The sequence below is a fragment of the Aeromonas sp. L_1B5_3 genome (genome assembly GCF_963866575.1).
GTDB classification, from domain to species: domain Bacteria; phylum Pseudomonadota; class Gammaproteobacteria; order Enterobacterales; family Aeromonadaceae; genus Aeromonas; species Aeromonas jandaei.
This window is the reverse complement of sequence record NZ_CAWMDN010000117.1, coordinates 98,125-122,059: the sequence shown is the minus strand read 5'-3', so window position 1 is coordinate 122,059 and position 23,935 is coordinate 98,125. Positions and strand designations below refer to the sequence as shown.

The window sequence follows — 23,935 nt, the reverse complement described above, 5'->3', positions numbered from 1 at the left end:
CTTTGGGAAGAAGCAGATCTCCACTGACGCCTGATCAAGACGACAGATTAACGAGCTGGCTAAACCTTCACCTACTCTTTCGCGCAATAGAATCGATTGCGCTCACAAAACAGGCGATCTCTTATTCCATTTTCACCCCATTTCGGCTCCTGCCACAGTCGGAAATAGCGCGTGCTTTTTGTGCTCTATCCCCTTCTCGCAAATAAAACGGATGCTTTCACGCTTGTTTCACGCCCCCCTCCGCACAATGCCCCCATCCCAACGACAGGAGCATGAAATGAACAAAGCAAGCGCAGCCATTATCGGAATGTTGACCCTGATGTCCGTATCCTCTTTCGCCATGGCGGCTTATACGGGCCCGATGGAGCAGAACAAGGTCTCCGTGGCGCAACTCAAGGATCTGGCCGATGACAGCTGGGCCACGCTGGAAGGCAAGCTGGTCAAGCACCTCGGCGGTGAAAACTACCTGTTCCGCGACGAGAGCGGCGAAGTAGAGGTCGAGGTAGACGAGAAGGTATGGCGCGGCACCGAGGTAGGGCCGGATGACCTGATCCGCATCCGTGGCGAGGTGGACCACAGCTGGAACAAGACCGAACTTGATGTGGAAAGTCTGGAGAAAGTGGGCGCGGCGCCCAAGGCTAAAGGCGGCTTCATCGCCAAGTAAGGCCGGGATGATCCCTGACTGACCAGACGTAAAAAAGGGCGCTGTTGAAAGCGCCCTTTTTCATTTTCCTGTCTGCCGCTGCGACCCGTTAACCGGAACGGCTGGCAAATGTTCGCTTGAACCCCTTCTCGGCCTGATTGACCTTGTAGAGATAGCGACGAGCTTCCGCCTTGGGATGCTGCTCGGTCAGCACCTGATAGACCGCCTCGGGTGAGAGCTGGTTGATCATCCCTGGCGCCGCCTTGCGATCGCTGGAGAAGGTGTTGAGCACCCCGCCAGCCCCACCGTTATAGGCGGAGATCACCGCATAGCGACGGGATTGGGGATCCTGAATATCCGACAGATAGACAGTCTGCAGCAGATGCAGATAGGCAGTCCCGACATCGATGTTGTAGGCCGGATTGAACAGGTCTTCCCGGGTCGGTTGACCGCTCTTGCCCTTGACCCGCACATAGACGTCACGCCCAGCCGTCGCCGGAATGACCTGCATCAGGCCATAAGCATTGGCATGGCTCACCGCATAGGGGTTGAAGCTGCTCTCGGTCTTGATCACCGCATAGATCAGGCTTTCAGAGACCCCGTATTTGCGGGAGGCTTCACGGATCAGGCTGGCGTACTTGTAGCCCCGTCTGTCTTCGTGGTTGGCCACCATGGGGATATCGACGAAGAAGATGGTGCGAATACCAAGGGTGCGCTTCTTCATTGCCGTGTTGAGCAGGTAGTCGGCGTAGCGTTCGGCACGCCAGGAGGCCCGAATGGGCTGACGCTGATTGTCCACCACCTGGCCATAGAGGAAAGGCTCGCCGCCGGGCATGATCTCCCGGTCGGAGTAAAGATCCACTTCGGCCGGATCGTCCGGTGTCAGCAGGGTCTCGACAATGGCGCGACGCAGGTGAGCACGGGGATCTATGCCAGATACCGTCTCGACCATGATATGGCCGCTGGAGAAGTCGATGTGGGCACGGCTCTTGTACTGATCCGTGTATTTGACGTAGTCATACTTGCCCGCAAACAGCGCCTCTCGCCCCCATATTTCGTTCACGTTATGGGAGAGCGCACTGATCATGTGTTCAAAGCCGCGGATGTCCTTGCCGTTGACGAGATCATCATCCTCATTCCCGCTGGGCTTGGGAGAAGATGAACAGGCAGAGAGAAACAGCAGGGTGCACAGCAGCCAGAAAATTCGGCCCATAGGATCCTCAAACAGGGCGGCAGTGCCGCCCATCATTCATATGCCGCGAGTAAACAAGGGGAGGCTGGCCACCTTTGGCTCCACTCCCCGCTCACAGGTACTACAGCTCGATTGCTTACTGGCTGGGAGGGGTATAACCCTCGATCTGCACTTCACCCGCTTCAAACAGGTAGCTGACCATCTCTTTTTCCAGCAACTGACGATGCTCAAGATTCATCATATTGAGCTTTTTTTCGTTGATCAGCATCACCTGCTTCTTCTGCCACTCGGCCCAGGCTTCCTTGCTGATGTTGTCAAAAATCCGCTTGCCGAGTTCACCCGGGTAGAGTTGAAAATCCAGGCCCAGGCCCTCTTTTTTCAGGCGTTGGCAAAATACAGTACGGCTCATGTTGACCTCTATGGTTGTAGCTCCGGATAGGCGAGCAGACGGGCCGTGGCGGCCGCCAGCCCCACCTCGGCAGGATGGCGTAAGTTATACCAGAGTCGGTTATCTGCTTCCATGAGGCGCAGCGCTGGCGCTGCCTCAATCTCGATCAGCAGCGGCTGGATATCGAGGTGGAAGTGACTGAATGTATGGCGAAAACCAGCCAGCTCCCGATAACCGTGATGACTCAGGCCAAGGGACGCCAGCAGACCATCCACCTCCGCCGGCGAGGCGACCTGCGGGAAGCAGTAGAGCCCACCCCAGATCCCCTGCGGCGGCCGCTTCTCCAGCAGCAGTTCGTCGCCATGGCGGATCAGCAGCATGATGCCATCCCGCGCCGGAATGCTCTTCTTCGGCTTGCTGTTGGGGTAGGCAGTCGGGTTGCCTTGCGACAGCCCCTGGCAATCGGCCCGCACCGGGCAACGTTCACAGGCAGGCTTGCTGCGGGTGCAGATCGTTGCCCCGATATCCATCATCGCCTGATTGTATTGTGCCACGCCCAGCTTGGGAGTGAGCCGGATGGCGATCTCCCACAGCTCGTTCTCAACCTGCTTCTGGCCGGGCCAGCCCGGCAGCGCCAGCCAGCGGGTGAGTACCCGCTTCACATTGCCATCAAGGATGGCGTGAGGCTGACCGAGAGAGAGCGACAGCACGGCCCCGGCGGTTGAGCGACCAATCCCCGGCAGCGCCATCACCTCGTCAAAGCGCTCGGGAAAGAGGCCGTGGTGATGATCGCGGATCTGCTGGGCCGCCTTGTGCAGGTTGCGGGCCCGGGCGTAGTAGCCCAATCCGGTCCAGTGATGCAGCACTTCGTCCACGGGGGCATCGGCCAGCGCCACCACATCGGGGAAGCGCGCCATAAAACGCTGGTAATAGGGGATCACGGTAGCGACCTGGGTCTGCTGCAGCATGATCTCCGAGACCCAGACCCGGTAAGGAGTCTTCTCCTGCTGCCAGGGCAGGCTCTTGCGGCCATGAAGCTCATACCACTCCAGAACCCGGCTTGCGAAGGTTGATTGATTCACGTTGTTCTCATGTCGTTGATATATAGGGAACTCTGCGGTTCCTTCGACTTATTTTGGCTGTTCGGTAGTAAAGCCATTGCGCAATACAGAGCCAGCCGTCTGGTGCGGCAGGGTACGGCCTCGTCACGCCCAAGTCAAAGCCCTGCTGACACACTCGATTACCCCACATTTTCCCGGTCACGGCCGGGCAGCAATGCAGTAACAAAGACGATATACTCGGCCCCACGATTGTTGACGGGAGAGATGGTTTGCAGACTTATCTGGTTGGGGGAGCAGTACGGGATCGCCTGCTGGGATTGCCGCAGGGCGACAGGGATTATCTGGTGGTCGGCGCCACCGTGGAGCAGATGCTGGCGCTGGGCTTTACCCAGGTCGGTCGCGACTTTCCCGTGTTTCTTCACCCCAAAACCCAGCAGGAGTATGCCCTCGCCCGTACCGAACGCAAGCAGGGTCAGGGCTACACCGGCTTTGTCTGCCACGCAGCCCCCGATGTGACGCTGGAGCAGGATCTGCTGCGCCGGGATCTCACCATCAACGCCATCGCCGAAGATGAACAGGGAGAGCTCCATGATCCCTACGGTGGCATCAAGGATTTGGAGAAACGGCTGCTGCGCCACGTCTCCCCCGCCTTTGCCGAAGATCCGCTGCGCATCCTGCGGGTCGCCCGCTTCGCCGCCCGCTTCCACGCTCAGGGCTTTACCATAGCGCCGGAAACTCTGGCCCTGATGAGCGAGATGACGGCCGCTGGCGAGCTGGCCCACCTCACGCCGGAGCGAGTCTGGAAGGAGTTGGAGAAGGTGCTGCTGGGGCCAACCCCGCAGATCTTTATCGAGGTGCTGCGCCAATGCGGCGCCCTCAAGGCGCTCTTCCCCGAGATCGATGCGCTGTTCGGCGTCCCCGCCCCGGCCAAGTGGCACCCGGAGATCGACACCGGCATCCACACCCTGATGGTGCTGGAGCAGGCGTGCCGGATCTCCCCGGAATTGACCGTCCGCTTTGCTGCCCTCTGCCACGACCTTGGCAAGGGAGTGACCCCCAAGGAGTTCTGGCCCAGCCATCACGGTCACGGCCAGAAGGGGCTGCCGCTCATTCGCGCCCTGTGCGAACGGTTCCGGGTACCCAACGAGTGCCGGGATCTGGCGCTGCTGGTGAGCGATCTGCACACCCACATCCACATCGCCTTTGAGCTCAAGCCCGCCACCCTGCTCAAGGTGTTTGACAAGGCAGATGCCTGGCGCCGCCCCGAGCGCTTTGCCCAGCTGCTGGATGCCTGCCGCGCCGACTTCCATGGCCGTACCGGTTTCGAGGAGCGGGTATACGCCGAGCCAGACTACGTGGCCGAAGCGTTGGCAGCCGCCCAGGCGGTGCCGGTCAAAGAGATAGTGGCGGCCGGTTACAAGGGGGAAGAGATCAAGGAGCAGCTCGCCAAAAAGCGGACCGATGCCATCAGCCGCATCAAGGATGAGTGGACCTTTATCGAGGAGTAACCCTCCACCCGTACAAGAACAGACGGCCGTACTGGCGAGGCTCCCGCAGGAAACCTCACCAGTACGGCCGTTTTGTCATTTAGCAGAGTTCCGACTGGCGGTTTACGCCGGGCCGATGCGCTCCAGCAAGCTCATATGGGATGAGCCATCATGGCGCTTGAGGTTCTGACGATACTCGAACTGGCGCTGGCTCTCCTGTTTGAGCCCCAGCATCAGCGAATAGCACATCGCCAGCATGATCACCGAGAAGGGCAGCGCGGCTATGATGCTGGCCGCCTGCAGGGCAGCAAGACCGCCGGAGACCAACAAAATCGCAGCGACCAGCCCCTGACCCAGCCCCCAGAGCGCGCGGTGCGGCACCGGAGGATCCTGATCACCGATGGAGAGCAGGGTCGTAATCACCAGCGTGCCCGAGTCACTGGAGGTAATGAAGTAGGTGCAGATAAGCAGGGTCAGCACGCCCTTGGCAATCCAGCCGAAGGTCTCCCAGTGCAGCAGTTCGACCGTCTTGTAGAGCGCCAGCGTCACATCCTGATTGACCGCCGCGACCACGCCGCCGCCACCAAACAGCTCCAGATTCATCGCCGTACCACCGAACACGGTGAGCCAGAACATGCCGAGCAGCGAAGGCACCAGCAGCACGCCGAGCACGAACTCGCGGATAGTACGCCCCTTGGAGATGCGGGCGATAAACATGCCGACAAACGGCGCCCAGGCAATCCACCATCCCCAGTAAAACGCTGTCCAGCTCGACTGCCAGGCCGAGGTGCCATTGTCTTCGGTGTTGGTCCAAAAGCTCAGTTTGACGATGTTCTGCAGGTAATCGCCGATGTTCTGCACATAGGCGTTGAGGATATAGGTGGTCGGCCCCAGCACCAGAAAGAGCGCGAGCACGAAGACGCTCAACCAGATATTGAGTTCGGAGAGGATCTTCACCCCGCGCCCGACCCCGGAGACCGCCGAGAGGGTGGCGATCAGGCTGATACCACCGATAAGCCAGAGTTGGTTCGTCTGCGATACTTCCATGCCAAACATCTGGTTGAGGCCGGTATTCATCTGGGAGACCCCCAGTCCAAGGGAGGTCGCCACCCCGAACACGGTGCCGAACACCGCCAGCACGTCAGCGGCGTGGCCCCAGAAGCCGTAGATGCGATCGCCGAGCAGCGGATAGAGCACGGAACGAATGGCCAGTGGCAGCTTGCGCCGGTAGCTGAAGAAGGCGAGCGACAGGCCGACGATCACATAGATTGCCCATGGATGGAGGCCCCAGTGGAAAAAGGTGAGGCGCATGGCGATCTGGGCCGCCTCCGGGGTCATCCCTTCGGTAATAAAAGGGTTGCCCTGCAGGTGGTTCATCGGCTCAGCGATGCTCCAGAACACCAGCCCGATCCCCATGCCCGCGCTAAACAGCATGGAGAACCAGGCGAAGTAGCCGAACTCCGGTACCTGGTCGTCGTCGCCCAGCCGGATGTTGCCGAAGCGGCTGAACATCAGGTAGACGGCGAAGAACAGGAACAGGGCGACCACCAGAATGTAGTACCACTTGAACCCGGCAATAATCTGATCCTTGGCCCCGACAAACCAGCTGGCGGCCGTCTCGGGGACAAAGACCCCGAACAGCAGAAATAGGGTGATAACGGTCAACGCCGTCATGGCCATGGTGGGGTTGAGGCCTTTAAATAGCCCTTTGCTTGCTCTCATCCAGCCTCCTTAGTCGTTGTTGAAAAACTCTTCGCCCACGTGATCACCGGCACCACCGATGGCGCGATAGACCAGCTTGCCTGCCGCTTGTTCACGGTGATCCACAAGAGTGACCGAAGGTTGACCGTTCACCGCGTGGCGCTTGCCGAGGAAAATGGCCATGGGCACGCCCAGATTGGAGATACCGCTGGTGATCCAGAGCCGGTTGAAGTCGTAGGAGCCGCCGATGAACTCCAGCTGGGCCAACCCGGTATCGAGGCCGGTCAGATAGAACTGCATGGCACTTTCGTCAGGAAAGAGGTGCACCAGCACATAAGCGTAGCGCAATTCGTTCACCAACTCCTTTAGGTTGAAAGTACCTGTTTCGCTACAGGAGAGCGGCAGTTCGCCGTCGTAGTGGTGAACCTTGAGGTTGTTGGGATCTTCATCGTAGGTGGGCTGATAGCGGACAAAGGCTGACGTATCAGGCAGTTCATAGCGAACCCGCACGACTTTCAGGCCGTTGGCCAGGGTCTTGATATCCAGTTCATTGGTCATGTTTACTCCTCTCTTGTCAGGTTAAACAGCGCAAAGAGGGGCTAAACTAACACAAAATTAATTTGAACATAAACCATTTGAGTAATAACTATATTGACCTTTTTATCTGCCGGGAGCAGAATTTTCCCCCTTTCAACCCGACTTCCTACTCCGACACCATGGAAAAACATGATGAAGTGCTGGTAGCGCTGCGCCAGATCATTCGTGCCATCGACATGCACTCCAAGCGCTTGATCAAGGAGGCCGGTCTCACCTCGCCACAACTCTTGCTGCTCAAAGGAATTGATGAGCTGGGCCAGATCTCCATGCGTCAGCTGGCCGACCACACCAACATGAGTCAGGCCACCGCCACCACCATCATGGATCGCCTCGAGAGCCGTCAGCTGGTACAGCGCGTTCGCAGCGAGACCGACAAGCGCAAGGTACACGCGACCCTGACCGATGCCGGACGCGCCCTGCTGGCCGAGGCGCCGACACCACTTCAAGAGAGCTTTATCCAGCGTTTTCAATCCCTTGAAACCTGGGAACAGACCCTGCTGCTCTCCTCTCTGCAGCGCATCTCCGCCATGATGAATGCCGACGGGATAGATGCCGCCCCGGTGCTGAGCGTCAGCCCCCTGACCGCCGAGCAGGCATAAAAAAAGCTCCCGAAACGGGAGCTTTTTTAGTGGGCCGGCACCGGCGATTACTCTTCCAGGCTGATACCGATGTTGGAGACGCCATCCTGAGCGGCAAAGGCCTTGATGGCCAGAATGCGGTCGCTGTCGCGCTCATGGGCAACCCGCTTGAGCAGCTCGACCTGAAACTCCAGCTCGGCTTCCATATATTCGTGCTCGTAGAGCTCCTCTTCAGTCAGATCCCGCTCTTCCATCATCTCGATAAAACCGGCAACGGTACCGACGGAGGCATGACTGGCATCGTTGGCCTCTTCCCCAACACGGCAGATCACCGAGTTGTAGGCACAGCCCAGCGCCACGCAGGCATCCAGAGCCGGATAGGCACCGTAGGATTCAAACTTGCGGGGATCCGGAATATGGGCTTCGAACTCTTCGAGAATGGCACCCAGATTGACCCGGGAACCCTTGACGGTCAGGTAGTTCCACATCTGATCCAGCGCATGCCGGAAGGCCTCTGCATTGCCAAAGCCGGAGGCCTGACTGAACAGGGCATAGTTGGGGTACATGCGCTCTGCCAGCGCCAGGGTGTAGACGGTCTGTTGCCAAGGCTGTAGCTCGGCCAGTCGCTTATAAAACTTGTCACCAAACACTGGAGTCGGATCCTCTGCAAAATGTGGGGCAGATTGTAGCCCACGAGGGGCGCGGCGAAAACGAAAAAGCGCCCTGGTCGGCTATGTTGCGCTGGCAACTCGGGTAAGATGGGACGAGAGCGGCATCTTGTTGCGCCGCAAATTCTGATAAGGAACAAGAGTATGAGCCAACGTACCCTTCTTTTGCTCAGCCAGGATAATGCTCACTACGAACGTCTGCTCAAGGCCGCCAATCTCCCCCATCTGCGCATTCTGCGAGCCGATAACCAGAGCGATGCCGAGAAGCTGATCGGTGAAGCCCATATTCTGATGGCAGAACCGGCCCGCGCCAAACCGCTCCTCCCCAAGGCGGGAAAACTCAAATGGTTCCAGTCTACCTATGCCGGAGTTGACGTATTGCTCGACCCGGACAGCCGGCGCGACTACCAGCTTACCAACGTGCGCGGCATCTTCGGCCCGCTGATGAGCGAATATGTCTTTGGCCATCTGCTCAGCCTGATGCGACAAATTCCTCTCTATCGGGAACAGCAAAGGCAGCGTCTCTGGCAGAGCCACCCCTATCAGGGGCTCAAGGGGAAAACCATGCTGATCCTTGGCACCGGCAGCATTGGCCAGCATATCGCCCAGACCGGCAAGCACTTTGGCATGAAGGTACTTGGCATCAGCCGCAGTGGCCGGGAGCGGGCCAGCTTTGATCAGGTTTACCAGCTGCCGGCGCTCAACAAGATCCTGGCGCAGGCCGATGTCATCGTCAGCGTGCTGCCGGCGACCCGCGACACCCGCCACCTCTTCAATGCCGCCCGCTTCGAGTTCTGCAAACCGGGCGCCATCCTGTTCAACGTGGGACGCGGCAATGCCGTCCACTCCGGCGATCTGCTGACAGCCCTGCGCACCGGCAAGCTGGCGATGGCAGTGCTGGATGTGTTCGAGCAGGAACCACTGCCCGCCGACAGCCCGCTGTGGGGGCAACCCAACCTCATCGTTACCCCTCACAACAGCGCCTACAGCTTCCCCGAGGATGTGGCCCAGATCTTCGTGCGCAACTATATCCGCTTCATCGACGGCCAACCCCTCGACGGCAAAATAGACTTCGACAAGGGCTACTAGCGCCTGATTTCGCATGCAAAAAGGCCCCGCCAATCTGGCGGGGCCTTTTCATTTCAAGCGGTGACAGGTATCAACCCGCGGCCAGCTCCTTGCGGTAGCCTTTCACCTTGGCCAGGAACTGGCGACGCTCCTTGCCGCTGAGCGGTTCGGCCATCGGCAGCTTGGCAGTCATGGCGTTGACCGGCCGATTGTTGATGCGCAGCTCGTAGTGGAGGTGAGCACCGGTCGAGCGCCCCGTGTTGCCGGAGAGGCCAATCTTGTCACCCATCTTGACCCGCTGACCCGGTTTGACCAGCAGTTTGCTCAGGTGCAGATAACGGGTCGAGAGGGTACGGCCATGCTTGATGACGACATAGGTACCTGCCAGCGGGTGGCTGGTGGCCTTCTGGACGACACCGTCACCGGTTGCCAGCACCGGAGTGCCGACCGGCACTGCAAAGTCGGTGCCCTCGTGAGGACGCACCATACCGGTTACCGGATGTTTACGCGCCGGGTTGAAGTTGGAGCTGATCCGGTAGCGGCTGTGGGTCGGATAGCGACGGAAGCCGCGCTCCAGACTGTTGCCCTGACCGTCGTAATAGTTGCCGTCATCGGAGAGCCAGGCCGAAACCGTCTGGCCCTGGCTGGTCACTTCCACACCCAGCAGCTGGCTGTTGCCGGTGCTCTTGCCCTCGACGGTCTCCTGACGAACCAGCACCTTGAATTTGTCACCCTTTTTCAGGTCCTGGGCAAAGTTCATCCGCCACTGGAACAGGTTGGCAATCTTCTGGATATGGTTGGCCGGAATACCGGCATTACGGGCGCTGACATAGAAGCTGCCATTGATCACGCCATCGTAGCGCTGCGGCTGCCAGTCCACCTTCTCGTTGATCATCGAGGCGGTATAGGTGTCGTCGGTGCGCGCCATCACCAGCGTCTGCTTGATGTTCAGGCGGATCTTGAGCTGTTGCAGGATGTTGTCCTGATCAATCAGCAGCTCGATGGTCTGGCCCGGTTTGAGCCGCGCCAGATAATTCTTGTTGTCCGCATCCAGCACCTTGTAGAGGGTGGTGGTCGAGAGCCCCAGATTGTTGAAGATGGCGGTCAGATTCTCGCCATTGCGCACTCGGTAATCCTGCCACTGCGGCGCGGTATCAACCGGAATATCATCGTCCGGCGTGGCGGGGTCGACCAGTTCGTGATCGGGGATTTCGTTAAAGTCGGTGTTGTTTTCGTTGGTTGCCGTACCCGCGGTATCAATCGGCAACTCTAAACGCAGGGGCCGCTCCAGAATGTCACCCGGAGCCGGCAGCAACGCCACTGCTGACAGGGTCATCGCCGTCAGCATCACCATTGCGTAAAAGTGTTTGCGGGGAACCGGTGGTTCCCAATTGGCAGCCTGTGCTACCAAGGGACGGAGACGTTTCATCCGCTATCCTGTCTTTATATCTGAAGAGTGTGAGTTGCGATGTGGTAGTACCAAATCCGCATAAAACTGTCTGTTTGACAAAAAACGATACAAATAGTTCATCGCAATCTGCATGAACTTCACATTTTATGCATAACCAGCCCGGATGGGCAGAAATGATCGTCTTTTTTAACCATTTTTTCCTATTTTTAAGAACCGGCTCGCCATAGCGCCAGAATAAAAACCGCAAATGTTGCAATAACTTTTCCATGGAGTGGAGATGACGTTATCAAAACTATTGAGCAGGATAATCCTCATCCTGTTTCTGATCGGTGCCATCCTGCTGTTTGTGCTGGAAATCACCACTGTCCGCCAATCCATCATCGACCAGATGTCTGCCAATCTGGAGACTGCCGTCACCGCTCTGGGTCTGGTGCTGCAAGGTACTTTGCTCAACGATGACAAGGTGCTGGCCGAAACCATCGTCAATGCCATGTTCGATGGCGGCTTCGTCAGCTCTGTCAGGTTGGTCGACCCGGACGGACAACTGCTGTTCCAGAAGGTGTTCCAGGCCACCCAGCAAAACGTGCCTGGCTGGCTTCCCTCGGTTATCGGCATGCCACCGGTCAAGATTGAGCAAGAACTGACCGATGGCTGGCGCATGCTCGGAACCCTGACACTGGAAGGTCACAGCGGCTACGCCTACCAGCACCTGTGGAATGCCATCAGCCGTATCGGACTGGCACTGCTGGGTGGACTGGTTGTCTTTACCCTGGTGATCTCCCTGGTCAGCCAACGGCTGCTAAAGCCGCTGGCGCAGATCAACCAGCAGTTAATCCGGGTCCGCAAGCACCAGTTCAACAGCGCCCTCCCCACCCCCTGGCTGCTGGATCTCAAAGAGGTAGTGCTCTCCATCAACCAGCTGGTCTCTGAGCGTAAGCGGGATCTGCTGCAGCAACGCCTCAAAATCACCCAGATGGGCAAGCAACTGCGCCCATCCGCAGCGCAGCCCTTGCAAGGGCTAACCGACAACCGTGGCGGCCACCTGCAAACCTTCGTCTCGACACAGGGCGAGATCACCCTCTACCAACGCTTCCTGCCACACCCGGCACTCACCGCCGACAGCGAGCTGGCCACCATTCAAGCGGTTCTGGAACAGTGGTTGCAGCACCATGTTGAAGGGATCTCGCTACCACTCTCCCTGCTCCACCACCCGCAATGGCAAGCTATAGCACCGCTACTGACCCGGGGAAGAGGCAAGACACTCGACTGGCGCTGGGATGTCACCGCTTTCCCAGCTGAGGGTGAGTCGATATTGACCCGCTTGCAGGAGCAGGGGGTAGAGCTGGCGTTTAGCGCTATTCCGCTCAATACGGAGACCTTCAATCAACTCGATCCCCTCAATCCTGTCTTTGTCTGCTGTCAGCTGAGTGAGGAGCCGCTCTACTGGCATCTCCTCTCGCAAACCATGCATGCGGCTGGCTACACCCTGTTGGCCGAGGCGGGCAGTGGCAGCGACATCGACAAGCTGCGCACCTGGGGAATTGATGGTTATGCGAGGGAGGCACAATCATGAAAAAGCTGGCTATCTTGCTGATGCTGTTCGGCCAAGCCGGAGCAATGGCCGTACCGGCCACCATAGCAACAGGGGGTGAACAGGGGATCTACTATCAGGTCACCAGCGAATTCTGCCGGCTGGCACACAAGACTGACCGGCAGATCAGCTGTGCGCTGCAGGCAACCTCCGGTTCGATGGAGAACCTGCAGCGACTGCGGAGCGGTGAAAGCCGCTACGCCATGGTGCAGTCTGACTGGCTCTATCAGGCCAGTCAGGGTAGCGGCCCCTTCGCCAACGCCGCACAAACCGGCCTGCGCGCGCTGTTTGCGACCCACGCCGAACCCTTTACCATAGTGATCCGGGCCGACGGCGACATCACCTCGCTAGAGCAGCTCAAACTCGCCCCCATCGATATGGGATTAAAGGGCTCCGGTACCCGCCAGACTGCGCTGGCTCTTTTCAACTTGCTGGGCGCCAAGGAGCAGGAGCTCGATCTGAAAAGCATGGCCAATGAAGCCGAGGCGCTCTGCAGCAAACAGATCGATGCCTATGGACTGGTGATGGGACACCCCAACCGGATTGTGCTCGATACCGCCAAGCGGTGTGCCATCCGATTTCTGCCGGTCGATGGCGATCTGCGCGACCAGCTGATCAAGGGGGTCAGGTATTACCAGCGCAGCCAGGTGCCCGCGCGCATCTATCCGGGCAATCTGAAAGCCACCCCCACCTTTGCCATCGCGGCCACTCTGGTGACCAATGCAACCACTCCCGAAGAAGAGGTCTATAACCTGACCCGTTCCATGCTGGCACAGCAGACCAAGTTCAACGAACAGACTTATGGCTACGCAAACATGTTCCATCAGGCGCGCAACAAAACCGGCCCGGTGCTGAGCATTGAGCAGCATCCGGGCGCAGCCCGTTATTTTGCCGAGTTGAAAGCCGCCGGGAAGCTATAGCTGGCGGCGGGGAGAGCGCAACTGCTCGCTGGAGAACCGGGTCTTCATCGACGTCCACTGCGCCAGCCTGTCGGCACTGCCTGCCAGCGTTCCCTCACGGCGGGACTTCATGATCCAGATGCTCTTGGCATCGAAGCTGTAGACAGGGATAAGGTCGGTGCGCTGGCTGCCGGGCAGAATGCGGCTGTTGATGTTGTCGAGCACCAGCGGATCTGATTTGAGGGTCGCGAAATAGAGCGTCACCATGTGGAACTGGTTGTAACGCACCGCCTTGACGTAAGCCAGCCGCAGCTTCTTCTCGTCCACCCCCAGCTCCATCAGGGTGTAGTACTTGGAGATGCTGTAATCCTCGCAATCCCCACCCCGGGCGCCGATAAACTCCAATGGATTGGCCCAGTAGTCCGCCTCTCCCCACAATCTTGGATCATCGCTGTAGGTCAGGTTATTGAAGTAGTGATTTACCAGCTCGATCTTCTGCTGATCCGTGGTGCCGGCTCTGGGCGTCAGCAAGCGGGAAAACGCCTCGGCGCGCTGAATGGCACGCCCGCCGTAGACCTCCTGCAACTTCTCCCGCAGCTCGGGGCTGGCGATATATTCCGACAGGCGGGAAGCCTGCACGCCGGCACAACCGAGTGCCAGCATGCAGGTGGGGATTAACAGCCATTTCATACCGGACACTCCATGTCAGATGCTGGAGGTCAGTATAGTCCCAGACAACAGAGAGCAGGCTCTTCGGGCCCAGTGTCAACGACACTGGGCAAAAGCGTTGGCCAACTGATCCATGAACTGGGGATAACCATCCGGGCCGAGCGGAACCTGCTCACCCACCTCATCCAGCAGCAGCACTCTGGCGCCGGTATTGCGGGCAACCGACTCGATCACCGCTGGCGAGAATTGCGGCTCGGCATAGATGCAGCTTGCCTGCTTCTCCTCCAGCGCCTTGCGGATCTCGACCAGTGTTTTTGCTCCCGGACGACGCTCCGGACTGACGGTAAAGTGGCCCTTGGAACTCATGCCGTAGTGGCGCTCCCAGTATCCATACGCTTCGTGGAATACGAAGAACCCCTTCTGGTTCACCGCTTTCATCTGCCCGGCAATCACCTTGTCTCTGGCATCGACCTTGGCGGTAAAAGCGGCCAGATTGGCCTCGTAGCGCGCCTTGTTGGCCGGATCCTGCTTGCCCAGCTCGCTGGCGATAGCGCCGGCAATCACCTTGGCCTGCATCGGGCCGAGCCAGATATGGGGATCGATCCCTTCATGATGATGCCCCTCATGACCTTCATCATCATGGTCATGAGCCGCATGGTCATCGTGTTGATGGCCCTCATGGCTATCCTTGGTCGCGTAGTTGAACAGCGGCATGCCCGGCACCTGGGTCAGGGTCAAGACATGGGGGTGATTGGCCAGAGGCTTGCTCATGAAACCCTCCAGCTCGGGGCCGACCCAGACCACCAAATCGGCCTCTCTGATGCTGCGAACATCGGAGGGACGCAGAGAGAAATCGTGCGGAGAAGCGCCGGTTGGCAGCAGGACTTCCGGCTCACTCACACCTTCCGTGATCGCCGCGGCAATAAAGCCCAAGGGCTTGATGGTGGTCAGCACCTCCACGGCACGAACAGGCAAACTCACCGCCAGCAGGGCAGTGAAAAAAGCAATAATTCTCATTGGTGAATCTCGTCAGCGGGTGATTGTGTGATAATATAACAGCTTCTATTTTTTGTTATATTATAACTCTCACTGGCTGTAAACCCCGGAGCTGTCATGACCCAACTGGTAGAGCTGAAAGAGGTCTGTCTTTCGTTCGATGGACGCTCAGTGCTCGACAAGGTCTCCTTTACCCTCAATAAAGGCAAAATCACCACCTTGGTCGGCCCCAACGGGGCGGGCAAGAGCACCCTGAGCAAACTGGTATTGGGTCTGCTCACCCCGGATTCCGGCCAGATCATCCGCAACCGCGATCTGAGAGTCGGCTATGTACCCCAGCGCCTATATCTGGATCCCACCCTGCCGCTGACAGTGCGCCGCTTTCTGCAGCTGGGCAAGAAGGGACGGATCTCCATCGAAGAGGCGCTGACCAGAGTCGGTGCCGAAGGGCTGCTGGACAACCGGATGCAGAAGCTCTCCGGTGGCGAGATGCAGCGGGTACTGCTGGCCCGCGCTCTGCTGGTCAAACCCGAACTGCTGGTGCTGGATGAACCGGTGCAGGGTGTGGATATCAACGGTCAGATCGAGCTCTATGACCTCATCGGCAAGCTCGCCGCCGAATTCAACTGCGCCGTGCTGATGGTCTCCCACGACCTGCATCTGGTGATGGCCAGCACCCACGAGGTGATCTGCCTCAATCGCCATGTCTGCTGCCATGGCGAACCGGAGAGCGTGGCCCGCCATCCCGAATTTGCCCGCCTGTTCGGGCGACCGGAGCAGGAGGTGCTGGCGGTCTATACCCACCACCATCACTGCGACGGCGAACACCATCATCATGAACCGCAGGCTCCCGTCATCCGCCTGCCCTCTCGCAACAACGCTCACAGCAAATAGCGCAAGCAACAGGACATTCAAGTGGACAGCTTTCTGTTATACGCCCTCGCGGCCGGCCTCGGCATCGCCCTGCTGGCCGGCCCCCTCGGCAGCTTCGTGGTATGGCGCAAGATGGCCTATTTTGGCGATACCCTCTCTCATGCCTGTCTGTTCGGCATCGCGCTGGGCATCCTGCTGCAGGTCGATCTCACCCTGGCGGTAGTGGTCTGCTGCCTTGCCATGGCGATGCTGCTGGTGATCATGAGCCGCAACCAGCAGGTGGCCACCGATACCCTGCTCGGCATTCTGGCTCACAGTGCCCTGTCCCTCGGTCTGGTTACCTTGAGTTTTATGGATAACGTGCGGGTGGATCTGATGGCCTACCTGTTTGGCGACCTGCTCTCGGTACAACCGATGGATCTGCTCTGGATCTATGGCGGTGGCGCACTGGTGCTGCTCACCCTGTGGCGACTGTGGGATCCCCTGCTCTCCATGACCATCTCGGAAGAACTGGCGCGAGTTGAAGGGGTTCGGGTCGATGTGCTGCGCTGCGTGCTGATGCTGCTGATCGGGCTGGTGATCGCCGTAGCGATGAAGTTTGTCGGGGCGCTGATCATCACCTCCCTGCTGATCATCCCCGCCGCTACCGCCCGCCGTTTCAGTCAGACGCCGGAGCAGATGGCCGGCTTTGCCGCGCTGATCGGCTGCCTCGCCGTGCTGGGTGGATTGACCCTCTCCTGGTATCAAGACACCCCGGCGGGCCCATCAGTGGTGGTCTGTGCCACCAGCCTGTTCGTCCTAAGCCAGTTCAAGAAGGCTTGATACCACGCTAGAGAGGCATGCTCTGGCGTGTCTCCATCATCAGCCACTGGCGTAACCGGTTGATGGCGGGCTCATGGGCCCGCGAGCGCTTGCAGGTAAAGTAGAAGGCATCCCCCGTCTCCAGCTGGTGTACCGGCAAGGCCACCAGCTGGGGATCATCGGGCCGCAGCATGTAGTCATTCACGAACGCCACCCCCTGATCCCAGGCCGCCGCCTCCATCGCCAGCAACACATGGCTGAAGTGGTGCATCCTCGCCTCGTCTGGTATCACCAAGCCACCCGCCTTGGCCCAGCGCTGCCAATCCTCCCCCCGCGCCTTGTAGATGGATTGCACCGAGAGCAGCGGCAGTTGCCAGATGGCGTCTGGCCACTCCCCCTCCACTTGCTGCAACAAGCGGCGGCTGCAGACCGGAAAGAGTCGTTCCTGATAGATAAGGTCGTGGCAGTAGCCCCGCCCGTGGGGTGAGACGGTGATAAAACAGTCGGCCACCCGATCGGAGAGCTCGGGATCCTCCGCTACCATCTCCAGACTGAGATCCAGCTCGGGATAGAGCTGGCGCAGTCCGGCCAACCGCGGGATCAGCCACTTCACCGCAAACGAGCTGTAGACCGCGAGGCGCAGCCGCATCTCGCCGCCCCCGCGCAGCTGCTCGCTGCTCTGGGCAATCTGGCCGAGCCCAGCGGCAATCCCCTCGAAATAGCTCTCCCCCTGCGTCGTCAACGAGAGCAGCCGCCCCTGACGCAGCAGCAACCGCTCACCCAGAAAATCCTCCAGCAGGCGGATCTGGTGGCTGACCGCACTCTGGCTGACGTTCAGTTCAAGGGCGGCACGGGAGAAGCTGAGCAGCCGGGCCACCACCTCGAAATATTGCACCGCGCGCAGGGGGGGAAGCTTCATTATCTAAATATCTCATGGATGGTCATTTTTTATCATTTTACTGGATATCAACCGGCACGCTACCCTCCCCTCATCTGAAGTGGGAGGTGGTATGAATGCAGTGGGGATCGGCATCCTTTATCTGGTGCTGGGCAATATGGTAGCGGTTTTTTCCGATGCGCTGGTCAAGGTGCTGGAGCCGGATCAGCCCATCTTCCAGTTTGTCTTTTTCCGCCAGGTTTCTGCAGCCCTTCTGCTGATGCCCTGGCTGCTATGGTCATGGCGCCGCAACCCGCCGGTGGCCATCAAATGGCACCTGCTGCGGGCCCATATCTGGGCGGTCGGTGTCTGCCTGATGGTGGTTGCCCTCACCCGCTTGCCGCTCGCCACTGCCAACGCCCTCTTCTATGCCGCACCGCTGATGATGGTGCCGCTGGCAGTGTGGATGGCAGGAGAGGCGATCTCGCGCCAGAAGGTGCTGACCGCAGTCATCGGGTTTATCGGGGTACTGATCGTGCTGCGCCCGACCGAAGTGAACTGGGCCGCACTGGCGGCGCTCGGGGTGGCGCTGTCGATGGCGCTCAACAATCTGCTGATCAAGCGCATCCCGCTCAAGCAGCCCATCGCCCAGACCCTGTTTTTCACCAACGTGCTGAGCATGCCCTTCATTCTCGCGCTGGCCTGGTGGGAAGGGGGCGACTGGCAGTGGCAGATGTGGTGGCCCGCCTTCGGATCTTCGGCGCTGATCATGGTCTATGCGGGATTGTGCGTGGTGGCCTATCGCAAGGCGGAGGCGAGCAAGATCGCCTCGGCGGAGTACACCGGTCTGCTGATGGCGGTGGCCATCGGGGTATGGCTGTTTGACGAGCAGCCGGGCCTGCCGCTGCTGCTGGGCTGTATCTGCATCGTCCTGCCGCTCATCGCCATGGCACGTAGCAAGCCAAAACCGCTGGCCGAGCCAGCGGTCTAATACTCAGGGTCGTTTCAGCAAAGGGGCGACCCTTTGCTGCAGATGAGGGATGACCTCCTGCTCGAACCAGGGATTCTTTTTGAGCCAGAGGGTGTTGCGCGGGGAGGGATGCGGCAGCGGCAACCAGCCGGGGCTATAGTCGGCCCAGCTGCGCACCGTCTCGGTCAGCGAGCCCCTGGCCGCCTTGCCCAGATAGCGATGCTGGGCATATTGACCGATTAACAGGGTCAACTCGATATTGGGCAGCAGCATCAACACCTTGTCGTGCCAGGCAGGCGCGCACTCGGGTCTGGGCGGCAGGTCGCCCGACTTGCCCTTGCCGGGATAACAGAGCCCCATCGGCATAATCGCAATGCGTGATTCGTCGTAGAAGGTGGGTTTATCGACCCCGAGCCACTGACGCAAGCGCTCGCCGGAGGGGTCATCCCACGGGATACCACTGGCATGCACGCGAGTGCCCGGCGCCTGACCGATGATCAGCAGGCGGGCACTCTCGGCCCCGCGGATTACCGGCCGCGGCCCGAGCGGCAGATGCGCCTCGCACAGGCGGCAGGCGCGGATCTCTTCAAACAGGCTATCCAGTCGACTCATGAGCGCGATAGTAACAGAGTTTTCCACCAGATCTCGCTTGTGAAAGGGCTGGCCTCTATTTATTATTCACCGATAGATGTTTAATTTAATAAACAGGTAGAGATGAAAAACTGGCTAGGCACGGGCACGGCGACCCTCTCCTTCATCCTCTGGGGGATGCTGCCGCTCTATTATCAGTTCATGCCCGAGGTCAACATGTGGGAGCTCATCTCCCATCGCGTGGTCTGGTCGGTTGTCCTGCTTGGCGGCCTGTTTCTGCTGCTTGGCCACAAGGTGCCCTGGACACAACTGCGTAGCGAGCCGCGCCAGCTGGGCCTCATCCTGCTGGCCGGCCCGGTCATGTCGATCAGCTGGTGCATGTTCACCTGGTGCCTCACCACAGGGCAGGTACTGACCACCAGTCTCGCCTTTTTCATGACGCCGCTGTTCAATATCGTATTCGCCGTCATCTTCCTGAAAGAGCGGCTCACCCCGCAAAAGCATCTGGCGGTCGCCCTGGCGCTGGCGGGTCTCGCCTACATGCTCTTCTGCTACGGCCAGCTCCCCTGGTTCTCCCTCATCATGGGGGCCAACTTCGCCTGCTACGGCCTTATCAAGAAGAAGATCCACTACGACACCGGCACCAGCCTCTATCTGGAAGCCATGGTGCAACTGCCCGTCGCGCTGATCATCATCGGCACGCTGGCTTGGCACGGGGAAGGGGCATTCGTGAACGGGGATCTGGCCGACAAGCTGCTGCTGATGGGCAGTGCGCCCGCCACTCTGCTGCCGGTCGGGCTCTTCTGCTATGCAGTGGCAAGAACCCGGATGAGCACGGTGGGACTGTTGCAATATATCGAGCCCAGCCTTGCCTTCCTGCTCGCCATCTACTGGTTTGGTGAAACGCCGGATCCCATCAAGACGGTCGGCTTCGCCTTCGTCTGGGCGGGCTTGCTGGTAAGTCTGGTGCCGCTGCACCGCCTCAAGCGTCAGCCTCAGGGGGCGCCGCGATAGGACTCGAGGATCTTGTGCCAGGCGGGATCCCGATCCATCTGCTCGGCAATGTCGTTGAGCCGGGCATGAAGTTCGGGACGGGACTTGGGCACCAGAATGTGGCGGGTATAGCTGGACTGGGCAAAGGGCGAGACGAACAGCTTGCCCTCATAGTCCGGGACGTGGGTGAAAAATGCGAGGGCCGAACCGGGCACCAGGGTGACATCGATGCGGCCGCGCACCAGCAGATCGAGATTGGTCTTCACCTTCTTGGCATCGTGGCGCTCCAATTCGCCCCGGGCCGCAGCATCATCGATCCCCAGATAGCGATACCCCTCGACACCGCCAAATACCATCCCTTTGAGGGAGTCAGGGCCACGATAGGTAACCGGATGCTGGCGACTTGAAATGAGCTCGTTGGTGTCGCGCATGATGGGGAAGGTCCAGAGGTATAGCTCGCGCTGGGGATCCCCGACCCAGGCCGGGTTGACCCAGGCGACCAGACCGTTGAAGGCAGGATCCGACATCTCCAGCGCCAGTCTGGCGCGATTGACCAGCCAGAGCTCGATCCTGGGTTCACCTCCCAGCCTTTCATTGAGATACTTCACCAGCTCGCTGCTCAAGCCGGCATTCACCCCGGTATTGAAGGGGGGATGCTGGTGGTAATCATAGAGACGGATCGTCTCCCCCAGAGCCGGAACCGACAACAGCAACCACAACCAGAACCAGACTCTCATCGCACCTCCTTGAGCTGCTTTTGAGTTTGGCACAGAGAACATGAATGAGAAAACCCCCGACCGGGGCTCCGGCATCGCCATCCACCCCGCCCTCCTGCTGGTCAATCTATATGGTGCGTACCGCTGCAGGCCTGCTCTATACCGGGATCAGCACGGCGCCGGAGCGCCGCCTGCGCCAGCACCAGAGCGGCAAAGGCTCTCGCGCCCTGCGCGGCAAAGGGCCACTCACCCTGGTGTGGCAGCAGGAGGTAGGCGACAAAGGAGCGGCCCTGCGCCTCGAATATCACCTCAAGCAGCAGCCCAAGGCGTTCAAGGAGCATCTCATCACCAACCCCGATCTCTGGCTGCCGTGGAGCCTGCGCTGGCTCGCTCCCGGCCACGCAGAACCATAAAGGCAAAGCCGGGCCATAAAAAAGGCCACCTCACGGGTGGCCGACAAAAGGGAGTTCAGGGATAACGACACGACTTGCAGTGATTACAGATAGGTATTGGACCGCCTGCTGCGATGGCTGATAAGCCAGCAGACCACCAGCACCAGCAGCAACCAGGGGGCCAGCTTGATGATCAGGGCAAGCATGCCGCTCAACAGCCCCAGCAGCACAAACACGCCGCTCACCAGCAGCATAGCCACCAGGGTAAAACCGGTCAGCGCCATCACCAGCAACACTCCCAGCAATATGAAAAATTCCAGCATAACTTGCTCCTTACAGGCACTCTGTGCCGCCGGGCTGCCTTGCGGTCAATCCAGCCAGCGTTTCAATTCATAACGGGGCGGCATCACCAGCACCGCCAGCAGATAGGCAGCCAGCGCCAGCGGCGGCACCAGGATCAGGCCGAGCAGGGCCACCACTCGCACCGTCACTCTGGATATCCCCAGCCGTTTGGCAATGCCGGCGCAGACGCCGGTCAGCTTGCGATGGACAAGATCCTTGGGCCAGGGAGTCATGGTTATGCCTCCACCTTCTGACCCTTGAGACGGGCCAGCTCGCGCTCTATCTCGTCATTGAGTTCCAGCTCGCGGAACTGCGCCTCCAGCGAGGGATTCTGCCCCATAGTGGCTGCCTCCAGCTGGGCTTCCAGCTGATCGACCCGCCCCTGAAAGCCTTCGAAGCGGGCCATCAGCTCATGCATACGCTGGTTGTCCACCTGAGCGCGGGCACGAATGCGGCTATGGGCGGTCTGCTCGCGCAGAGTCAGCAGTTTCTGCTTCTCCCGCGCCTCGGTCAGCTTGGCGGCCAACCGTTCGCTGTCGGCGGTAAGCTGGGCCAGCACTTCGGCGACCCGGGCCTTGTCCTGCTCCAGCTGTTCACATTTCCTAGCCTCGGCCAGCTTCTCGGTCAGCGCGGCGCGGGCAAGATCCTCGCGCCCCTTCTGGATCGCGAGCTCGGCCTTGGCCGACCACTCCTGGATCTGCACCTGCAACGCCTGCTGATGGCGCTCCAGCTGTTTTTGCTCGGCGATGACGCGAGCGGCCTGGGTGCGCATATCGACCTGCACCTGCTCCATCTCCTCGATCATCAGGCGCAGCATCTTCTCGGGCTCTTCACTCTTGTCGAGCAGGCTGTGCAGGTTGGCATTGATTACGTCGGTCAGGCGGCTGAACACGCTCATGGTCTGGCTCCTTGTGGATGGGATGGCTATCTCTTCCCATTGCATTACAAGAGCCGTGCCAAGAAAAATTATTGTTGTTTTACAGATAGATGGGGATTTAACGAGGGAATTCAATAACGGTTTATTGGTGAAAAAAACCAATAGCGTGGTGATTTTTACCAACAAAAAAGGGAGCCCGTGGCTCCCTGTTCAATACAGTTATGATGGCGTTCAGGCGGCGTGATGGCGACCCAGCTTGCCATCCAGCTCGGCCAGTTTGGCCTCCATCCGGGCACGGCACACCTCGGAGAGCTCGCGAATGCCGGCGGCACCGTGCTCTTTGCTGCAAACCGGGGCCATCACCTCCAGCAGCACCTCGCCGTTATCCCAGCGGTTGAGGTCAATCTGGCCGAAGTAACTGGAGCAGACGATGGGCACAACCGGCACTTCAGCCTGCACGGCGGTATGGAAAGCGCCCGCCTTGAACGGCAGCAGACCACGCCCCTGCGAGCGAGTCCCTTCCGGGAACATCCAGATGGAGGTGCCGCGCGCCTTGATGCGATCCACCACCTGACCAATGGTGCCAATCGCGCGAGAGCGGTTGGAGCGGTCGATCAGCACGTTGCCGGAGAGCCAGAAGATGAGGCCGAAGAAGGGGAGCCACAGCAGGCTCTTCTTGCCCACCGCAACCACGCCGGGCTGCACGGCACCGGTCACAGTGAAGATGTCATAGTTGCTCTGGTGGTTGCAGACATAGACCGCAGGCCCGACCGATTTCACCTCGTCGGCCACCATCACCTTGACCCGGACCCCGATCAGCGGGCAGACCGCGTGATACATGCGGGCGAAGACATAGACGTTGTTGGGGTGGCGCGGACGAACCAGACAGAGCAGCAGGCCGAACAGGAACCAGAAGATGAGCAGCAGACCAAGCAGCAGCACACGGGCAATTTTGAGCATCGAACACCTCGAATTTTAACTCGGCGCAGTATACTGATCCCCCTTTTAGCGAACAAGCGTTCGCCAAACAGAACCGACCACACGGCGCCAGCCTCAGCGCTCATAAAACGTCCGGCAACTTGCCCCACCCGCCATTGGCCGTTAGGATGTGGCCATCTTGATAAACGGGGCGAGCATGATTCACCAACAACGCGTGGCGAAACGACTCCTGCTGCTGGTCTGCCTGCTGGTGCTCAATTGCGCGGCCCAGCCGCTGGCCCGGCTGGCACTGCTCGATCATGCCCTCACCTGTCAGGCCCTGCCCGTTCAGAGCATCGATGATGAGCAGAACGACGGCAAGCCGGTCAGCCCGCAGCCCACCAGCTGCCAGCTCAATGGCAAATGGCTGAGCGCCGCCACCCTGCTCTGCGTCGAACAACTCTTCTTTGCCGTCGCCCTGCTGATTGCCCTGCTGGCACCACTCTGGCGCTATACCCCTCCCTTACCACCGCCAAGGGTTATTTCACCACCCGAGCGGCGACTTCACCTCACGCTCTGCGTCTGGCGGGAATGATTCCGGCCTTTTTCCATTCGCCGTTACTCATTTTTTGCGAG

The 23,935-nt window shown here is 59.5% G+C and carries 29 protein-coding genes; 13 read left to right on the top strand and 16 right to left on the bottom strand.

Annotated features, from left to right (window positions below; genetic code table 11):
* The first annotated feature begins 277 nt into the window (after positions 1-277).
* Complete coding sequence (locus AACR93_RS13525) at positions 278-664, top strand: YgiW/YdeI family stress tolerance OB fold protein (RefSeq protein WP_033115065.1); 387 nt, start codon at positions 278-280, stop codon at positions 662-664.
* Between the two features lie 88 nt (positions 665-752).
* On the opposite strand, the gene mltC is transcribed toward AACR93_RS13525, so the two are convergent.
* The 3 genes from mltC to mutY all read right to left on the bottom strand — a co-directional run bounded on the left by mltC (position 753) and on the right by mutY (position 3,305).
* Positions 753-1,856 (bottom strand): membrane-bound lytic murein transglycosylase MltC, encoded by a 1,104-nt coding sequence (gene mltC / locus AACR93_RS13520; protein ID WP_033115098.1) that lies wholly within the window; start codon positions 1,854-1,856, stop codon positions 753-755.
* Positions 1,857-1,971: 115 nt separating this feature from the next.
* Entirely contained in the window at positions 1,972-2,244 is a 273-nt protein-coding gene (locus AACR93_RS13515) for an oxidative damage protection protein (RefSeq protein WP_043849684.1), read from the bottom strand.
* Positions 2,245-2,252: 8 nt separating this feature from the next.
* Positions 2,253-3,305, bottom strand: a complete 1,053-nt coding sequence (mutY, locus tag AACR93_RS13510; protein WP_043849683.1) for an A/G-specific adenine glycosylase — start codon at positions 3,303-3,305, stop codon at positions 2,253-2,255.
* Positions 3,306-3,553: 248 nt separating this feature from the next.
* On the opposite strand from mutY, the gene AACR93_RS13505 reads away from it, so the two are divergent.
* A complete protein-coding gene (locus AACR93_RS13505) occupies positions 3,554-4,792 on the top strand; it encodes a multifunctional CCA addition/repair protein (RefSeq protein ID WP_043849682.1) in 1,239 nt (412 codons plus the stop codon).
* Positions 4,793-4,894: 102 nt separating this feature from the next.
* Here the strand turns inward: AACR93_RS13505 and AACR93_RS13500 are convergent, their stop codons facing one another.
* Positions 4,895-6,493 carry a BCCT family transporter gene (locus AACR93_RS13500; RefSeq protein WP_043849681.1) on the bottom strand — a complete coding sequence of 533 codons (1,599 nt, stop codon included), beginning with the start codon at positions 6,491-6,493 and terminating at the stop codon, positions 4,895-4,897.
* Between the two features lie 9 nt (positions 6,494-6,502).
* On the bottom strand, positions 6,503-7,030 hold the full coding sequence (locus tag AACR93_RS13495; protein WP_043849680.1) for a hypothetical protein: 528 nt from the start codon (positions 7,028-7,030) through the stop codon (positions 6,503-6,505).
* 158 nt (positions 7,031-7,188) lie between these two features.
* Here AACR93_RS13495 and AACR93_RS13490 point away from each other — a divergent pair, with 158 nt between their 5' ends.
* A complete protein-coding gene (locus AACR93_RS13490) occupies positions 7,189-7,668 on the top strand; it encodes a MarR family winged helix-turn-helix transcriptional regulator (RefSeq protein WP_041209315.1) in 480 nt (159 codons plus the stop codon).
* Positions 7,669-7,715: 47 nt separating this feature from the next.
* Here AACR93_RS13490 and AACR93_RS13485 read toward each other — a convergent pair whose 3' ends face one another.
* Positions 7,716-8,297, bottom strand: coding sequence for a YjaG family protein (locus tag AACR93_RS13485; RefSeq protein WP_041209226.1), 582 nt, complete (start codon positions 8,295-8,297; stop codon positions 7,716-7,718).
* A gap of 162 nt (positions 8,298-8,459) precedes the next feature.
* Between AACR93_RS13485 and AACR93_RS13480 the strand changes: the two genes are divergently transcribed.
* Complete coding sequence (locus tag AACR93_RS13480; protein WP_033115071.1) at positions 8,460-9,404, top strand: D-2-hydroxyacid dehydrogenase; 945 nt, start codon at positions 8,460-8,462, stop codon at positions 9,402-9,404.
* 70 nt (positions 9,405-9,474) lie between these two features.
* Here AACR93_RS13480 and mepM read toward each other — a convergent pair whose 3' ends face one another.
* The gene (gene mepM, locus AACR93_RS13475; RefSeq protein ID WP_043849679.1) at positions 9,475-10,812 is read right to left on the bottom strand and encodes a murein DD-endopeptidase MepM; all 1,338 of its coding nucleotides are present in this window, start codon (positions 10,810-10,812) and stop codon (positions 9,475-9,477) included.
* Positions 10,813-11,071: 259 nt separating this feature from the next.
* Between mepM and AACR93_RS13470 the strand changes: the two genes are divergently transcribed.
* Together AACR93_RS13470 and AACR93_RS13465 are read left to right on the top strand one after the other, a co-directional pair.
* Positions 11,072-12,367: a LapD/MoxY N-terminal periplasmic domain-containing protein gene (locus tag AACR93_RS13470; RefSeq protein WP_043849678.1), complete on the top strand. Its 1,296-nt coding sequence runs from the start codon at positions 11,072-11,074 to the stop codon at positions 12,365-12,367.
* Positions 12,364-13,305 (top strand): TAXI family TRAP transporter solute-binding subunit, encoded by a 942-nt coding sequence (locus AACR93_RS13465; protein ID WP_043849677.1) that lies wholly within the window; start codon positions 12,364-12,366, stop codon positions 13,303-13,305. Before AACR93_RS13470 ends, AACR93_RS13465 begins: the two co-directional genes overlap by 4 nt.
* Here AACR93_RS13465 and AACR93_RS13460 read toward each other — a convergent pair.
* Positions 13,300-13,974, bottom strand: a complete 675-nt coding sequence (locus tag AACR93_RS13460; protein ID WP_043849676.1) for a transglutaminase-like cysteine peptidase — start codon at positions 13,972-13,974, stop codon at positions 13,300-13,302. The genes AACR93_RS13465 and AACR93_RS13460 overlap by 6 nt on opposite strands.
* Positions 13,975-14,049: 75 nt before the next feature.
* Entirely contained in the window at positions 14,050-14,970 is a 921-nt protein-coding gene (znuA, locus tag AACR93_RS13455) for a zinc ABC transporter substrate-binding protein ZnuA (protein ID WP_043849675.1), read from the bottom strand.
* Between the two features lie 96 nt (positions 14,971-15,066).
* On the opposite strand from znuA, the gene znuC reads away from it, so the two are divergent.
* A complete protein-coding gene (znuC, locus tag AACR93_RS13450) occupies positions 15,067-15,843 on the top strand; it encodes a zinc ABC transporter ATP-binding protein ZnuC (protein WP_043849674.1) in 777 nt (258 codons plus the stop codon).
* Positions 15,844-15,864: 21 nt separating this feature from the next.
* Positions 15,865-16,644 carry a zinc ABC transporter permease subunit ZnuB gene (gene znuB, locus AACR93_RS13445; RefSeq protein WP_043849673.1) on the top strand — a complete coding sequence of 260 codons (780 nt, stop codon included), beginning with the start codon at positions 15,865-15,867 and terminating at the stop codon, positions 16,642-16,644.
* A 7-nt stretch (positions 16,645-16,651) separates the two neighbouring features.
* On the opposite strand, the gene AACR93_RS13440 is transcribed toward znuB, so the two are convergent.
* Complete coding sequence (locus AACR93_RS13440; RefSeq protein WP_042032621.1) at positions 16,652-17,542, bottom strand: LysR substrate-binding domain-containing protein; 891 nt, start codon at positions 17,540-17,542, stop codon at positions 16,652-16,654.
* A 91-nt stretch (positions 17,543-17,633) separates the two neighbouring features.
* Here AACR93_RS13440 and AACR93_RS13435 point away from each other — a divergent pair, with 91 nt between their 5' ends.
* Positions 17,634-18,491: a DMT family transporter gene (locus AACR93_RS13435; protein ID WP_041209234.1), complete on the top strand. Its 858-nt coding sequence runs from the start codon at positions 17,634-17,636 to the stop codon at positions 18,489-18,491.
* A gap of 3 nt (positions 18,492-18,494) precedes the next feature.
* Here AACR93_RS13435 and AACR93_RS13430 read toward each other — a convergent pair whose 3' ends face one another.
* A complete protein-coding gene (locus AACR93_RS13430; RefSeq protein ID WP_043849672.1) occupies positions 18,495-19,082 on the bottom strand; it encodes a uracil-DNA glycosylase family protein in 588 nt (195 codons plus the stop codon).
* A 102-nt stretch (positions 19,083-19,184) separates the two neighbouring features.
* Between AACR93_RS13430 and rarD the strand changes: the two genes are divergently transcribed.
* Complete coding sequence (gene rarD / locus AACR93_RS13425; protein WP_043849671.1) at positions 19,185-20,075, top strand: EamA family transporter RarD; 891 nt, start codon at positions 19,185-19,187, stop codon at positions 20,073-20,075.
* On the opposite strand, the gene AACR93_RS13420 is transcribed toward rarD, so the two are convergent.
* Positions 20,057-20,791: a substrate-binding periplasmic protein gene (locus AACR93_RS13420; RefSeq protein ID WP_041209237.1), complete on the bottom strand. Its 735-nt coding sequence runs from the start codon at positions 20,789-20,791 to the stop codon at positions 20,057-20,059. The genes rarD and AACR93_RS13420 overlap by 19 nt on opposite strands.
* A gap of 44 nt (positions 20,792-20,835) precedes the next feature.
* Here AACR93_RS13420 and AACR93_RS13415 point away from each other — a divergent pair, with 44 nt between their 5' ends.
* Complete coding sequence (locus AACR93_RS13415) at positions 20,836-21,183, top strand: GIY-YIG nuclease family protein (protein ID WP_043849670.1); 348 nt, start codon at positions 20,836-20,838, stop codon at positions 21,181-21,183.
* Positions 21,184-21,266: 83 nt separating this feature from the next.
* On the opposite strand, the gene pspG is transcribed toward AACR93_RS13415, so the two are convergent.
* From pspG to pspA, 3 genes are read right to left on the bottom strand one after another with little or no spacing between them, the layout of a single operon-like run.
* The gene (gene pspG / locus AACR93_RS13410) at positions 21,267-21,485 is read right to left on the bottom strand and encodes an envelope stress response protein PspG (protein WP_041209239.1); all 219 of its coding nucleotides are present in this window, start codon (positions 21,483-21,485) and stop codon (positions 21,267-21,269) included.
* A 45-nt stretch (positions 21,486-21,530) separates the two neighbouring features.
* The gene (locus AACR93_RS13405) at positions 21,531-21,737 is read right to left on the bottom strand and encodes a PspC domain-containing protein (protein ID WP_043849669.1); all 207 of its coding nucleotides are present in this window, start codon (positions 21,735-21,737) and stop codon (positions 21,531-21,533) included.
* Between the two features lie 2 nt (positions 21,738-21,739).
* The gene (pspA, locus tag AACR93_RS13400; RefSeq protein ID WP_043849668.1) at positions 21,740-22,402 is read right to left on the bottom strand and encodes a phage shock protein PspA; all 663 of its coding nucleotides are present in this window, start codon (positions 22,400-22,402) and stop codon (positions 21,740-21,742) included.
* A gap of 22 nt (positions 22,403-22,424) precedes the next feature.
* On the opposite strand from pspA, the gene AACR93_RS13395 reads away from it, so the two are divergent.
* Positions 22,425-22,625, top strand: coding sequence for a hypothetical protein (locus tag AACR93_RS13395; RefSeq protein WP_156152866.1), 201 nt, complete (start codon positions 22,425-22,427; stop codon positions 22,623-22,625).
* Here AACR93_RS13395 and AACR93_RS13390 read toward each other — a convergent pair.
* On the bottom strand, positions 22,613-23,341 hold the full coding sequence (locus AACR93_RS13390; RefSeq protein WP_043849666.1) for a 1-acylglycerol-3-phosphate O-acyltransferase: 729 nt from the start codon (positions 23,339-23,341) through the stop codon (positions 22,613-22,615). The two genes, AACR93_RS13395 and AACR93_RS13390, sit on opposite strands and share 13 nt — an antisense overlap.
* Positions 23,342-23,516: 175 nt before the next feature.
* On the opposite strand from AACR93_RS13390, the gene AACR93_RS13385 reads away from it, so the two are divergent.
* The gene (locus AACR93_RS13385; RefSeq protein ID WP_033115100.1) at positions 23,517-23,894 is read left to right on the top strand and encodes a hypothetical protein; all 378 of its coding nucleotides are present in this window, start codon (positions 23,517-23,519) and stop codon (positions 23,892-23,894) included.
* Positions 23,895-23,935 lie beyond the last annotated feature (41 nt).